Here is a 12,989-nt window from a genome sequence, read left to right on the forward strand (position 1 = left end):
TAGGCTGGACAACGTGGCGCCCTCACCGGGGCGCAAACGATCTGCAGAACGACCGGTGGGAACGACTGGGTGTCACGGCCCGAGCGAAGGAGCTTGCGTCATGGCAACAATCGGATGGATCGGCCTCGGCAACATGGGCGGCCCGATGACCGCAAACCTCGTGAAGGCCGGGCACGCCGTGCGTGGGTTCGACCTCAGCCCCGCCGCGCTCACTGCCGCCGCGGCATCCGGGCTCACCCCGGCCACGAGCATCGCGGATGCCGTCGCCGGCGCCGACGTGGTGTTCACCATGCTCCCCAGAGGCGAGCACGCTCTCGCCGTGTACCTGGGCGAGGGCGGCGTGCTCGAATCGGCCGCGCCGGGCACCCTGCTCGTGGACTCCTCCACCATCGACATGGACTCCGCCCGGAAGCTGCACGATGCGGCCGCCGAGGCCGGGTTCCGGTTCGTGGACGCCCCGGTGTCGGGCGGGATCAGCGGCGCGGAGGCCGGAACGCTCACGTTCATGATCGGCGGCGATCCCGCATCCGTGGCCGCTGCGAGCGTGTTCATCGAGCCGATGTCGGCCAACATCATCCCGACCGGGGCCGCGACGACCGGCCAGGCCGCCAAGATCTGCAACAACCTGATGCTGTTCATCAACCTCGCCGGGGCCGCAGAGGGCGCCGTGCTCGCCGATCGCCTTGGGCTCGACAAGCAGGTGTTCTGGGACATCGCGTCGGTGTCGTCCGGGGACAGCTGGGCGCTGCGCACCTGGTATCCCGTCGCCGGGGTGGTGCCGTCATCGGCGGCCAACCGCGACTTCGCGCCCACGTTCACGGCCGAGCTGGCCAACAAGGACATCAACCTGGCCGTCGCCGCGGCGAACGCCACCAACACCCCGCTGGAGATCGGCGAGCACGTGCAGCAGCTGATGCAGCGGCTGATCGACGCGGGCGAGGGAGCCCGGGACTGCTCCGCGATCGTGAAACTGGTCGACGGGACCCTCGGCGCGACTGCCGCGTCGCCGGCCGCTGCCACGGACCCTGCCCCGACACCGGCGCCTCACGCATGACCCTGCTCGAAAGCGCGATCATCCTGGTCGCCGGGGTCGCCGCGGGCATCATCAACGTGGTGGCCGGCGCCGGCACGCTGATCACCTTCCCGGTGCTGCTGGCGCTGGGTGTTCCGCCGATCACCGCGAACGTGTCGAACACCGTCGGCCTGATCCCCGGGTCGGTCGCCGGCGCCTACGGTTACCGTCGCGAGCTGGCCTCCCAGTGGCGCCCGGTCGCCTGGATGGCGCTGTTCTCCGCCATCGGCGGCATCAGCGGCGGGCTGCTGCTGCTCGTGCTCCCCGGGGACGTCTTCTCCGCCGTCGTGCCGTTCCTGCTGCTTCTGGCCGCGGTGCTCTCGGCCATCCAGCCGCGCGTGGCCCGGTGGGTGCGGCGCAAGGCACCGGCCGCTCCCGCCGGCTCGGTGCCGACCGAATCCTCGGTACTGACCAAAACGGATACCCGGCCGCTCACCCTCGGGCTCGTGCTCGGGGTGCTCGCCACGGGCGTGTACGGCGGCTACTTCGGCGCGGCGCAGGGCGTGGTGCTGCTCGCGCTGCTCGGCATCCTCTGGTCCACCGACATGCACCGCGCCAACGGCGCCAAGAACGTGCTGGCCGGGGTCGCGAACCTCGTCTCGGCGATCATCTTCATCACCAGCGGCACCGTCGACTGGCAGATCGCGATCCTGATCGGCATCGGCGCCGCCACGGGCGGCTGGCTGGGCTCGCACATCGGCCGCCGCCTGTCCGCGCCCGTGCTCCGCACCATCCTCGTGGCCGTCGCCGTCGTCGCCGCCGTAGTCCTCTTCGTGACCTGACCCGGCCTGACCCGGCCCGGCCTGACCGATCTCCCAGGCGCCCCGACTCGCGCCCCAGACCCGCTCGCCGAACTGTGACTTTGGCACCTTCCCACGCCCAACGAAGGTGCCAAACTCACAGTTCGGCGGAGGACGGGTGGGGTGAAAGAGGGCGAAACGGATGCCGGGTCGCGGCGGCCGGAGGAGGCGGGGCTAGATGCCCTGCCAGGCCGGCTTGTTCGCCCAGGCGTAGCGGTAGTAGTCGAGGTTCGCGAGCATGCTCGCCGCCGCCTCGTCGACGACGACCGTGACGTGCGGGTGCAGCTGGATGGCCGAGCCGGGCTGGCTGGCCGTGACCGGCCCCTCGACCGCCGCGGCGATCGCCGCGGCCTTGCCCTCGCCGACGGCCAGCAGCACGAGGTGGCGGGCACGCCGGATCGTGCCGAGCCCCTGGGTGATGCAGTGCACCGGCACGTCGTCGGCAGAGGCGAAGAAGCGGGCGTTGTCGGCCCGGGTCTGCGGGGTCAGGGTCTTCACCCGGGTGAGCGATTCGAACGACGAGCCGGGCTCGTTGAAGCCCAGGTGCCCGGTGCGGCCGATCCCGAGGATCTGCAGGTCCACTCCCCCGGCCCGCACGATGGCCCGCTCGTAGTCGGCGCCGGCGGCGGGCAGACCGGCCGGGTCGCCGCTGGGCACGTGGATGTTGCCCGGCGTGAGCCCGAGCGGGGTGACGACGTCGCGGGTGATGACCGAGCGGTAGCTTTCCGGATGCCCCGCCGGCAGGCCGACGTATTCGTCCAGGGAGAAGCCGCGCACCTGTGAAACGTCGAGCGGGCGATCGGCGAACGAGCGGGCCAGCGAGCGGTAGATCGGCAGCGGCGTCGACCCGGTGGCCAGGCCGAGGACCGCGTCGGGCCGGGCCTCGATCAGCGCGCGGATCGAGGCGGCGATGAGCTCACCGGCGGCATCCGCGTTCTCAACAACAATGACTTCGGCCATCGGACATCCGCCTTCGATCTTGATTACTTATGACCCCAGAATACTAGTTTGGATCACTTTCAAGCATCAACGGGTCCGTTCATGCTGCGTTTGCCAGACCAGCGCCACCAGTTCAGCCGGCGCCGATAGACCTAAGGCCGTTGCGCATTCGGACTGAACCGAACCAACTCGAACACGCAAGGAGCATGTCATGCGGTCAACTACTTCCCGACGGGGCGTTCTCGGCGGGACTGCCGCTTCGGCGCTCGTTGCCCTCGCCGCCGTCACCGGTGCGGCCGCACCCTCGCAGCCCGCCGCCTCGGCACAGGCGGCCGCACCATCACAGGCCAACGTCGTCCTCGGCGAACCGCAGGGTGCCGCCCACGCTCACAATGACTATGAGCATGACCGGCCGCTATTCGACGCCCTCGAACACGGATTCACCAGTGTCGAAGCCGATGTCTGGCTCGTCAATGGCGAGCTTCTCGTCGCTCACGACCTCGCGAATGTCCAGCCGGGGGTCACTCTCGAAAGCCTCTACCTAGATCCGCTTGACAGTCTCATCCGCGGGCAGGATCACAGCGTCTACCCCGGCTGGGATGGCACCTTCCAACTGCTGATCGACATCAAGAGCGACGGCGAGAGCACCTACGCTGCGATCGAGGAAGAGCTGGCAGAGCACCCGTCCATCATGACCCGGTACTCCAACGGCAAGACTAAAACCGGACCGGTTATCGCCGTGGTCAGCGGCAACCGGCCCCTGGAAACCATGCGGAACCGTGACTCGCGGTTTGCCTTCTACGACGGACGCTCCGGCGATCTGGCGTCCGGCATACCGGCCGATCTCATGCCGCTGGTCAGTGACAACTGGAACAAGCTTTTCGCCTGGCGGGGTGTCGGGGTGATGCCGGAGAGCGAGAAGGCCAGGTTGCGCGAATACGTGCGGGTGGCGCACGCCCAGGGCTACCGCGTGCGCTTCTGGGCGACCCTCGATGTGCCGGGGGAAGCCCGCGAAGCCATCTGGACCGAGCTGCACGAGGCCGGCGTAGACCACATAAATACCGATGACCTGGCCGCGCTGGAGGAGTTCCTTGGGAGCCGCAGCTAGCGACATCGCCCTCCACCCGCCCGCTCCCGCCATGAATCGCGCCCTACTTGCGTCCCGATCTTCCATTCTCCTGGGGCTGGTTTTCCTGTTCCTGCTCGCGGGAACGTTGCCGGCGTCCGCTCACGTGCGTGACACTGCCGGCTACTCGACAATTCATGGCGACGGCCGTGAAATCTCCTACGAGCTGAGCCTCGAATACGAGATCCTGGCCAAAGCGGTCGACCTGGGGCCGGATGCCCGGGGCGCAGTCGACGACGCCTCTCGCCTGGCGGCGCTCGAGGCCGGAAAGGCTAACCTTTCGGCATACCTGTCCGAACGGGTCGTCATTTATCTGGATGGCGCAGCGTGCGAGCCTCACCTCGATGGAGTCTCCACGACGACCCGTGACGAGAATCCGTACGTGCAGATGGACCTGACCTACACCTGCCCGGGCGAGTCGGGTCAGTACCAATTGACGTACGACGTCTTCTCCGACGTGGACGCGATCTCCGACGAGCACACAAACATCGTCGAGTACCAGATCGGTGCGGACAGCGGCCGCACCGTGATGGACGGCGGCCACAATGAACTTCTCATGGGTGAGAACTCAGTCATCGTCTCGAGTTCCAGATTCGCGCTGATGGGCGTCGAGCACCTCTTGTTCGGCCTGGACCACGTGCTCTTCGTCGTCGCGGTGATGCTCGGCGCGACGAGCCTGCGCAACCTCGTGGGCGTCGTGTCGATGTTCACCCTGGCCCACAGCGTGAGCCTGATCACCGCGCTCCTCGGCTGGGTGCAGGTGGGGGCATCCATCGTGGAGCCCCTGATTGCGCTGTCGATCACATTCGTGGCCATCGAGAATCTGTTGGGCGCCCCGCGCCGCAGACACCTGGTGGTGTTTCTGTTCGGCCTGCTGCACGGGCTGGGATTTGCCGGTTCCCTGAAAATCACCGACGACGTCAGCTGGAACCTGGTGGCCTCGCTGCTCAGTTTCAACATTGGAATCGAAGCGGCCCAGGTTCTGCTGCTGCTCGTGATCTTCCCCCTACTCCTCCTCGTGCGTCGGAGCCGTTTCTCGGCGCCGGTCGTGCGGGGGGCGACCATCGTGGTCGCAGTCTTCGGACTCATCTGGTTCCTAGAAAGGTTCTTCCTCGCATGAAACACCTGGCACCCAAACGGCTCCGCCGTTGGCTTTACGCGGTCACCGCGATCCTGGGCGGGCTCGTGGTCGCCGCGCCGCTGAGCTCGGCCGTCTCGCAGACGATCGACCCACCCAGCGCCGTGATTTCGGGAACCGTCTTCGAAGACGGCAACGGAAACGACGTGTTCGACGCCCGGGAAAAGGTGCTCCCCGGGGTCACCGTGTCGGATGGCGCCACGATCGTCGTGACGGATGCCGATGGTCGCTACAGTCTGGACACCCCCATCCAGCGGCGCACGACCGACCTCGTCTTCATCACCCAGCCCGCCGGGTATTCGGTCGGCACGGACAAGTTCAAGACCCCGCGTTTTTACCGCGATCTGGGTGAACTCGCCACGGGCGAAGCAAAGAGCGTCGACTTCGGGCTGACCAAGGATCCCAAATCCGCGGGCAGCAATTTCACCTTCGGAAACGTCGCAGACCCCCATGTGAACGCCCAGCTCACCGATCAGGTGAAGGAGATCAACTCCACCAAGGAGGATCTGGCCTTCATCCAGGTCAGCGGGGATTTGACCAACAACGCCACCAAGGCCGAGTTCGACTTCTACAAGGCGGCCACGGCCCTCTCCCCCGTTCCGGTCTGGCCTGCGGTCGGCAACCATGAATATGCAGCCGGCGTCGGCTACGCCGCGCGCATCAACAACTACCGCACCAATGTCGGGCCGGAGTGGTATTCCTTCGACTACGGGGACCGGCATTTCCTCGTTCTGGAAAACAACGGCGCGGCACCCTTCGAGGAACAGCTGGAGTGGGCCAAGCAGGATCTTGCCCAGAACGTCGGGGACAAGCGCCTGGTTGTGCTGACCCATCAGCCGATGAACGTGCCCTTCGGGTCGAACTCAATGTATGACCAGTACGGCGCGATCCTCGAGCAGTACGGCGCCGAACTCATCCTGGTCGGCCACGAACACTCCAACGACGTCGAGCCGAACAGTGCATTCGCCGGCTCGGCCAAGCACGTTCAGACCAGCTCCAGTTCGTACACGATTGACAATTCCCCGCGCGGTTTTCGATACGTGGAAATGACGGATGAGACCTTCAAGAATCCCTTCCGGATGTACGGGGCCCAGCAGGACCTCACCATCACCAGCCCGGCCGCAGGTTCGTCCGTTCCGCTGGACGGCTTCCCCGGAATCCAGGTGAATGCCTACGACACCTCGGACGCGCCGACCAAGGTGCAATTCAAGGTCGACGAGGGCAATTGGCGTCCGCTCAAGTCAAGCGGCGAATTCACCTGGCATTCGGCCCTGCCGGATGACGTTCGCGCCGGCGCACACACCGTCGAGGTGCGCGCGGTCGACGCTGCCGGGGCATCCTGGAGCACGTCGTCGAAATTCACCCTGACGAAGGAAAGCGCGATTCTGCCCAAGGCGGGCGCGAACTGGTCCCAGCACCACGGTGACCAGGGCCACACCGGCGTCGCGACCGACAAGATCGAGGCCGGGCAACGCCTGGCGTGGTCCTACCGCACCGAGGGGACGTTCCTCACCGGATCTCCGGTGATTGTCGGGGGCATTGTCTACGCCGGTACGCGGGATGAGAACGGCGACAGCAACAGTGCCGTGCACGCCGTCGACCAGGCCACCGGCAAGAAGCTGTGGAGCTACCCGGTTCCGTCCTCGGTGCACGGCAGCATCGCCGTGTCGGACGGCCTCGTGTTCGTTCCGACGTTGCGGGGCACCCTGTTCGCCGTGGACGCCGCCACCGGAAAGCTGAAGTGGCAGCACGACCCCGAGCCGGCACCGGAGGGCTACAACCAGCGCACCTACGGCTACTACGGCGTCACCGTGGCCGAGGGCAAGGTTCTGTACCCGTATCAGTCGCGGCACGGCGAGGCCAACCTGGGCCTGCTCATCGCCCTGGACGTGAAGACCGGCGAGCGGATCTGGGCATCCGCAATGAGCGGCGCCACCATGAGTGACGGCACTCCCGCCGTGGCCGACGGCCGCGTCTACGTGGGCAACCAGACCGCAGACCGCGTGATCGCCTACGACCTGACCACCGGCGCGAAGCTCTGGACCGGGGGCGCCCAGCTCGGCGGCTGGCAGGACGGTGTGCCGTCCGCCGCAAACGGGCGCGTCTACATCGGCTCCAACAACGGCATCATCGCCCGCGACGGTGTCACCGGCGCGACGCTGTGGACCTACAAGAGCCCGCATCCGTTGCTGGTGAACGGCGGCGCCACCCCGGCCGCCCCGACCATTGCCGGCGACGTGATTTACATGGGCTTCCCGAGCGGCGCAGTCACCGCCCTGGATGCCGCCACCGGTTCGGTGCTCTGGGATCGCCTTCTGCCCGGCGCACAGTACCGCGCCGGCATCCACAGCTCGCCTGCCCTCAGTGGTGACACGCTGTTCGTCGGCTCGAACAACGGCAGCTTCTACGCCCTCGATTCGAACACGGGCCGGTCATTGTGGGAGCACGAGATCGGCACCTGGGTGTCCGCGGGCCCGGCGGTCAGCGGCAACACCGTCGTCGTCGGCGCCTTCGACGGCAACCTCTACGCCTACACCCCCGATGGTGAGGCGGCGAAGCGGTCGGTACCGGGCAAGTGATCAACCGGCGCGTGAACGAGTAACCCGAGCCCCTGCAACCGCAACGGGGAGGGATGGCCACCATGCGGCCGCCCTCCCCGTTGGTCATGGCGGGGGCGGATGCCCAGCGCGGTGACGATGCGCGTGTCCCTCGGCCAGCGTCAGCCCCAGTTCGGTGACCTGTGCCGCCAGTCCAGTGTTGAGGGGGTCTGCTGAATAGGCTTTCAGCGCCTCAGAGAGGGCGGGGACGTTTGGGTCCACGCTGCCGTCGATGATGGCCGTCCACAGTTCCTCGACCGTGTCGCAGAGCTTCGTCGCACCAGTGGGGCCGGCCATGAGCCAGTTGTCAACTAGGGCGGTGACCCGGGGGACACCGGGAACATGTCGGCACACGGCATTGATGACCTGGGCCACGATGATCTGCTGGCGCATCGTTCGCACGTTGCCGAGGATTGGGTCCTGGACAGTCCTCCTGCCGCACGCACCGCACATATGATGTTCCCCTTCTTATGGCATCACGTCGCCGGAGTTGGGTCCGAGCGTCTGGCCCACGTACAGATTCCCGCCGGGTTCGCTGGCAAGCAGCAGTGCGGTGGGGGCCACTTCCGCCGGAACACCGAATCGCCCCAGGGGCAGTTCGGCGCGTTTAGCAGCCTTCCAGCTCTCCGAGATGCCTTCGACCAGCGGGGTCTCGATCGGGCCGGGTGCGATGCTGTTGACCAGCACATTGTCAGGGGCAAGCTCCAGGGCGAGTGCCTTGGTCAGTCCCACCACGCCGGCTTTCGCCGCGCTGTAGTGGCTGAGCCCCTTCCCCCCTTTTATCGCCAGCTGGGAGGCAATGTTGATGATGCGGCCCCACTTCTGGCTGCGCATCTCCCCCACCACCTCCCGGCAGCAGAGGAAGACACCGGTCAGGTCGACCGCTATCGTTTCGCTCCACATTGCGAGGGTCATTTCCTCCAACGGTGACTCCGTAAGCAACCCGGCGCTGTTGACGAGGATCTGGATTGGTCCGAGGCGCTCCCTGGCGAGGTCGAAGGCGCGGCGTACGCTGTCTTCGTCCGAGACGTCTACCCGGATGACGTCGCCTCCGCCGACCCGGTCCAGGACGGCCACCCGGTCACCGTTCGCCCTGAAGGCTTCAACGATTGCCAGGCCGATTCCGCTGCTGCCGCCGGTGACGACCACGGCCCGCCCGTGCCCGGCGTGAGGTTCGCTTTGCATGCTCATCAGGTCCTCCTGTTCTCAGGCACGCATTTTGACGGTCAGTCCGCCGTCGACGGTGAGCGACTGCCCGGTCACGTATCGGGCATCGTTCGAGGTGAGGAATGCGATGACGCTGGCAACCTCCTCCGGTTCCCCGACGCGACCCCAGGGGATGTCGTTCCCTGCTTGCTGGAGGCCGTCGGGGCCGAGCGAGTTGACCGGGTCAAGCGATTGGGGCGTCTTGATGAGTCCGGGAACGATGGCGTTGACGCGGATCTGGCGCGGGCCGAGTTCCACGGCCAAACTGCGAACGAGTCCGAGTACCCCTGCTTTCGCTGCGGCGTAATGGGCATGTCCCTCCCACCCGTAGACTGCGCCGGCAATCGAAGAGACGGCGACCATCGCCCCGCCGTCCGGCATTCTTCCGGCCCCGGCGCGTAGGGTCCGCAGCACTCCCGTGAGGTCGACGTCGAGCATCTCATTCCATCGATCGTCGGAGAGCTCCTCGAGGGCGGAGTTGCGGAGGATGCCGGCGTTCGCGACTACATAATCGAGTCGCCCGAATTCCGCCACCGCCCTTTGGGCGAACGCTTCCACCGATTCCGTCCTGCGAACATCCACCTCGTGGATTACGGCCCGGCCACCTGCTTCGATGACGAGGCGCAGGGTCTCCTCCGGGTCGTGGGGATCTGCAGGGAAAGTACCGATGATAGTGGTTACGCCCTGCCGCGCATAGTGGATCGCTAGGGAGCGGCCGATGCCGCTGGCCGCCCCCGTGATGATCGCTACTTTGGCTTCAGGCATTCGCGACCTGAGGAAGTGCCTCGGGCGGGCTTTCCAGGAGCGCTTCGACCGGTGGCTTGGCCGCGATCATCAGCAAGCCCGAGAAGAGGGTTCCCAACGCGCCCACCCAGAGGGCCGCGGTGCCGGTGTCTGCTCCGGCGGCGACGGCGGTGAACAGTGCCCCGCCGATGATGATGCCGGGCTGGCTCATGGCGCCGATGAACGTTGTTCCGGTTGCGCGGCAACTGACCGGGTAGCACTCCGCCATGAAGTACTGGATGGCAGCGTAGGGGCCGACGAGGAAGAACAGACCGGCGCCGTAGGTGAGGATGATCATTGCCGGGCTGACTGCCAGGGGGCTAAGCATGATGGCGAAGGAAATTCCGGACAAAATCCAGCCTCCGATGATGGTCCTCTTGCGCCCGATCTTGTCGCCGAGCCAGCCGTGGAAGATGTATCCGAAGTAGGCCAGGAGGTTGATGACGATCAACATCCAGAAGGCATCGGACAGCTCCACACCCTTGGCGTTCTTGAGGACGGAACTGCCAAGAATGCTGAAGATCATGATCCCGAAGAAGTTGAATATCCAGGCGAGAGAGAAGACAATCGTGTTCCGGCGCAGGTGAGGTTCCCAGATGCGCTTCAGCGGAGCCACCGACGAGTGCTCAACGCCGTAGGAACGAGCCAGTGCGTGTGCATCGTCTGAGCGCCCGTGCTTCTCCAGCCGGGTGAGTTCGTGGTGGAGTTCAAACTGTGGCGTCTCCTTGAGCTTCTTTGCAATGACCCAAACGATGATCACTGCGGGGACTGTTGCCATCAGGTACAGTGCTCGCCAGCCCAGCGTGGGCAGGAACGCAAGGGCCAGGGCGCTGGCCAGCAGGAAGCCCAGCGGCCAGCCTCCCTGGATGAAGGAGTAGTAGAAGCCGGGGCGCTTGCGCTTCTTCGCGTCCTCTGTGACCTGGTAGACCTCGTTCATGTAGGTCGCGTTGACGGCCTGTTCCGAGAATCCCAGTCCTCCGAAGGAGCGGATCAGTACGACGAGTCCGCTGCTGAGGAACGCGATCCCTGTGGGAATGATTGCGGTCAGTCCCGAGACGATCGCCGTGCCCCCGACCGTGACCATCATGCCCTTCCGGCGGCCCAGACGGTCGATCACCGGTCCGATTCCGAAGGCTACGATTGCCGTGCCAACAGCGATCCACGTGTTGATGGCATAGGATTCCGTCGCTGTCCAGCCGAAGGATTCCTGCATGGCCGGCAGCAGCGTGCCGAAGAGCCCGTAGTCGAAGACGGCGATTGTCCAAGCCAGCAAAGCCAGGGTGGTGGCAATGTTGGTGTCCCTCTTCGAGAAGGCGGGGAACCTGCGCTTCTCGTTCAGCTTCGGTGCCGTCAGATCGACGGCCGAGGACTGTGTGCTCATGAGTTGATTCCCTTTCGTGGTGCGCGGCTGATAAAGGAGTCGGCGATCTGGTCGAAGGTGAGCCAGTTCACGCCGTCGTGCGAGTTGATGTGCTCGATGAGTCGCTCGAGCATGAGGAGCACCTGCGGGCGGCCGGAGACATCCGGGTGGATGGTCATGGTGAACACCGCCTGGTCCATTTCGCGGTAGACCCAGTCGAACTGGTCACGCCACATCTGTTCAATGTCGCGGGGATTGACGAAGCCGTGCGAGTTCGGGGCGGCCTTGATGAACATCATGGGCGGAAGGTCATCCAGGTACCAGTTGGCTGGAATCTCCACGAGGTCGGTTTCGCGGCCGCGAACCAGCGGTTCCATCCAGGTTTCCGCCGCCTTGCTGTAATCGATCTTCTTCCAGCTGTCTCCGACACGGACGTAGTACGGCTCGAAATCACGGTGCATGAGTGAGTGGTCGTACTTGATGCCGCGCTCGAGCAAAATCTCGTTCGTGACAGGCGAGAACTCCCACCAGGGGGCGACGTAGCCGGTCGGGCGACGCCCCGATACCTTTTCAATCAGCTCGATGGATCGGTCCAGGATGGCAGTCTCCTGCTCCCGGGACATGGCGATGGGGTTTTCGTGGGAGTAGCCGTGGACCCCGATCTCATGGCCCGCATCGACGATCATCCGCGTGAGGTCAGGGAAGGTCTCGATGGAATGCCCGGGGACAAACCAGGTTGAGGGCAACTCATACTTCTCGAAGAGACGAAGGAGCCTGGGCCCGCCCACCTCGCCGCTGAAGAGTCCGCGTGAGATGTCACAGGGCGAGTCTTCTCCGCCGTAAGAGCCGAGCATTCCGGCGACGGCATCGACGTCGACGCCGAAGGCGACCTGTATGTCCTTTTTCATGAATCAGCCTTTCAGTATTGGTGTATTGACTGGGTACGTGGGGATTTCGAACCGGGCTGGGGATGCGCTCCGTGCCGGGCGAACGTTTGGGCGATCTGTTCGCGATCCATCCCCAGCCGGAGCAGGAGGCCGAGCAGAACCAGGGCTTGGGATGGCTTGAGCAGCCCTGACGGGATGGCGCCGGCGGTGGCTAGATCCTTGCCCCCACCGTGGCCGTACACCGGCAGAACGGGGCCGGCCTGCACGCGGGTGCTCGTCACGATCACAACGCCGGCGGCAGTGGCATCTGCAATGGCCTGGCACATCACCCGGTTGGCGTTACCACTGCCCGTCGCCTGCAACACCACGCCCGACGCGCCAGCGCCGCAGGACGCCAGCAACAGCAGGGAATCCGCGCCAGGATAGGCCGCCACGAGATCAACGCGCGGGTCGTCTCCGTCGCCGGCGGACGGCAAAGGCAACGGGTCCAGCCTGGGCAGCACGTCGTCCATCTGTATGTCGCCCGCCGCCGAAATGAATCCGGCCTGCCCGAAGTCAGGATTCGTGAACGCGTGGAGATCAAAGGTCTGAGCCTTCCGGACACCTCTGGCTGGGAAGATCTCGCCGGCAAAGCAGAGGAGCACCCCGCGTTCGCGCGCTGCGGCCGAGCCGGCGAGGGCGATCGCTCTGGAAAGGTTGCCTGGCCCGTCCGGTTCGGCCGAATCGGCGGGCCTTTGCGCCCCCGTGAATACGACCGGGCGCGGATCATCATGGGTGAGGTCCGCGAGGAATGCGGTTTCCTCCATGGTGTCGGTGCCGTGGGTGACGACGACACCCATGACCAGGGGATCGGAGAGAGCGTCTGCGATCTTCGCGCAAATGTCGGCCATGTCACCGAAGGTCAGAAGGTAGGAACCCTCATGGAAGAGATCGACGACCCGCACCGGATAGGGAGGCTGCGAGCGCAGGCTCCCCAGAATCTGCTCGCCGCGATCAATCGCGACTGTCGCGCCACCGAACGCCGGCTGCACTCGAGAAGATATCGTGCCGCCCGTTGCCAGTAGCACCACGTGGGCGCCTC

12 protein-coding genes are annotated in these 12,989 nt (G+C 65.6%); 5 read left to right on the top strand and 7 right to left on the bottom strand.

All coding sequences use genetic code 11. From position 1 onward, the window contains the following. Nucleotides 1-100: 100 nt before the first annotated feature. Together mmsB and E3T33_RS11210 are read left to right on the top strand one after the other, a co-directional pair. Entirely contained in the window at nucleotides 101-1,054 is a 954-nt protein-coding gene (gene mmsB / locus E3T33_RS11205) for a 3-hydroxyisobutyrate dehydrogenase (RefSeq protein WP_134575320.1), read from the top strand. Next, nucleotides 1,051-1,854: a sulfite exporter TauE/SafE family protein gene (locus E3T33_RS11210; RefSeq protein ID WP_134575321.1), complete on the top strand. Its 804-nt coding sequence runs from the start codon at nucleotides 1,051-1,053 to the stop codon at nucleotides 1,852-1,854. Before mmsB ends, E3T33_RS11210 begins: the two co-directional genes overlap by 4 nt. 192 nt (nucleotides 1,855-2,046) lie before the next feature. Here the strand turns inward: E3T33_RS11210 and E3T33_RS11215 are convergent, their stop codons facing one another. After that, on the bottom strand, nucleotides 2,047-2,832 hold the full coding sequence (locus E3T33_RS11215; RefSeq protein ID WP_092322889.1) for a glucosamine-6-phosphate deaminase: 786 nt from the start codon (nucleotides 2,830-2,832) through the stop codon (nucleotides 2,047-2,049). A 190-nt stretch (nucleotides 2,833-3,022) separates the two neighbouring features. On the opposite strand from E3T33_RS11215, the gene E3T33_RS11220 reads away from it, so the two are divergent. The 3 genes from E3T33_RS11220 to E3T33_RS11230 are packed head-to-tail and all read left to right on the top strand — an operon-like array spanning nucleotide 3,023 to nucleotide 7,654. Beyond that, nucleotides 3,023-3,919, top strand: coding sequence for a phosphatidylinositol-specific phospholipase C/glycerophosphodiester phosphodiesterase family protein (locus E3T33_RS11220; RefSeq protein ID WP_092322888.1), 897 nt, complete (start codon nucleotides 3,023-3,025; stop codon nucleotides 3,917-3,919). A 31-nt stretch (nucleotides 3,920-3,950) separates the two neighbouring features. Beyond that, nucleotides 3,951-5,057, top strand: coding sequence for a HupE/UreJ family protein (locus E3T33_RS11225; RefSeq protein WP_166784473.1), 1,107 nt, complete (start codon nucleotides 3,951-3,953; stop codon nucleotides 5,055-5,057). After that, nucleotides 5,054-7,654: a PQQ-binding-like beta-propeller repeat protein gene (locus tag E3T33_RS11230; RefSeq protein ID WP_092322884.1), complete on the top strand. Its 2,601-nt coding sequence runs from the start codon at nucleotides 5,054-5,056 to the stop codon at nucleotides 7,652-7,654. The genes E3T33_RS11225 and E3T33_RS11230 overlap by 4 nt, the downstream gene beginning before the upstream one ends. An 84-nt stretch (nucleotides 7,655-7,738) precedes the next feature. On the opposite strand, the gene E3T33_RS11235 is transcribed toward E3T33_RS11230, so the two are convergent. The 6 genes from E3T33_RS11235 to E3T33_RS11260 all read right to left on the bottom strand — a co-directional run bounded on the left by E3T33_RS11235 (nucleotide 7,739) and on the right by E3T33_RS11260 (nucleotide 12,978). After that, nucleotides 7,739-8,065 (bottom strand): hypothetical protein, encoded by a 327-nt coding sequence (locus E3T33_RS11235; RefSeq protein ID WP_134575322.1) that lies wholly within the window; start codon nucleotides 8,063-8,065, stop codon nucleotides 7,739-7,741. 75 nt (nucleotides 8,066-8,140) lie between these two features. Beyond that, complete coding sequence (locus tag E3T33_RS11240) at nucleotides 8,141-8,863, bottom strand: SDR family NAD(P)-dependent oxidoreductase (protein WP_198414496.1); 723 nt, start codon at nucleotides 8,861-8,863, stop codon at nucleotides 8,141-8,143. Between the two features lie 15 nt (nucleotides 8,864-8,878). Then, complete coding sequence (locus E3T33_RS11245; protein WP_092322880.1) at nucleotides 8,879-9,643, bottom strand: SDR family oxidoreductase; 765 nt, start codon at nucleotides 9,641-9,643, stop codon at nucleotides 8,879-8,881. Then, nucleotides 9,636-11,042, bottom strand: coding sequence for an MFS transporter (locus tag E3T33_RS11250; RefSeq protein ID WP_092322879.1), 1,407 nt, complete (start codon nucleotides 11,040-11,042; stop codon nucleotides 9,636-9,638). Before E3T33_RS11250 ends, E3T33_RS11245 begins: the two co-directional genes overlap by 8 nt. Further along, complete coding sequence (locus E3T33_RS11255; RefSeq protein ID WP_092322877.1) at nucleotides 11,039-11,929, bottom strand: polysaccharide deacetylase; 891 nt, start codon at nucleotides 11,927-11,929, stop codon at nucleotides 11,039-11,041. Before E3T33_RS11255 ends, E3T33_RS11250 begins: the two co-directional genes overlap by 4 nt. Nucleotides 11,930-11,940: 11 nt before the next feature. Then, entirely contained in the window at nucleotides 11,941-12,978 is a 1,038-nt protein-coding gene (locus E3T33_RS11260; RefSeq protein WP_092322875.1) for an asparaginase, read from the bottom strand. Between the last annotated feature and the right edge of the window lie 11 nt (nucleotides 12,979-12,989).

The organism is Cryobacterium sp. TMT1-2-1 (assembly GCF_004403955.1).
GTDB lineage: Bacteria > Actinomycetota > Actinomycetes > Actinomycetales > Microbacteriaceae > Cryobacterium > Cryobacterium psychrotolerans.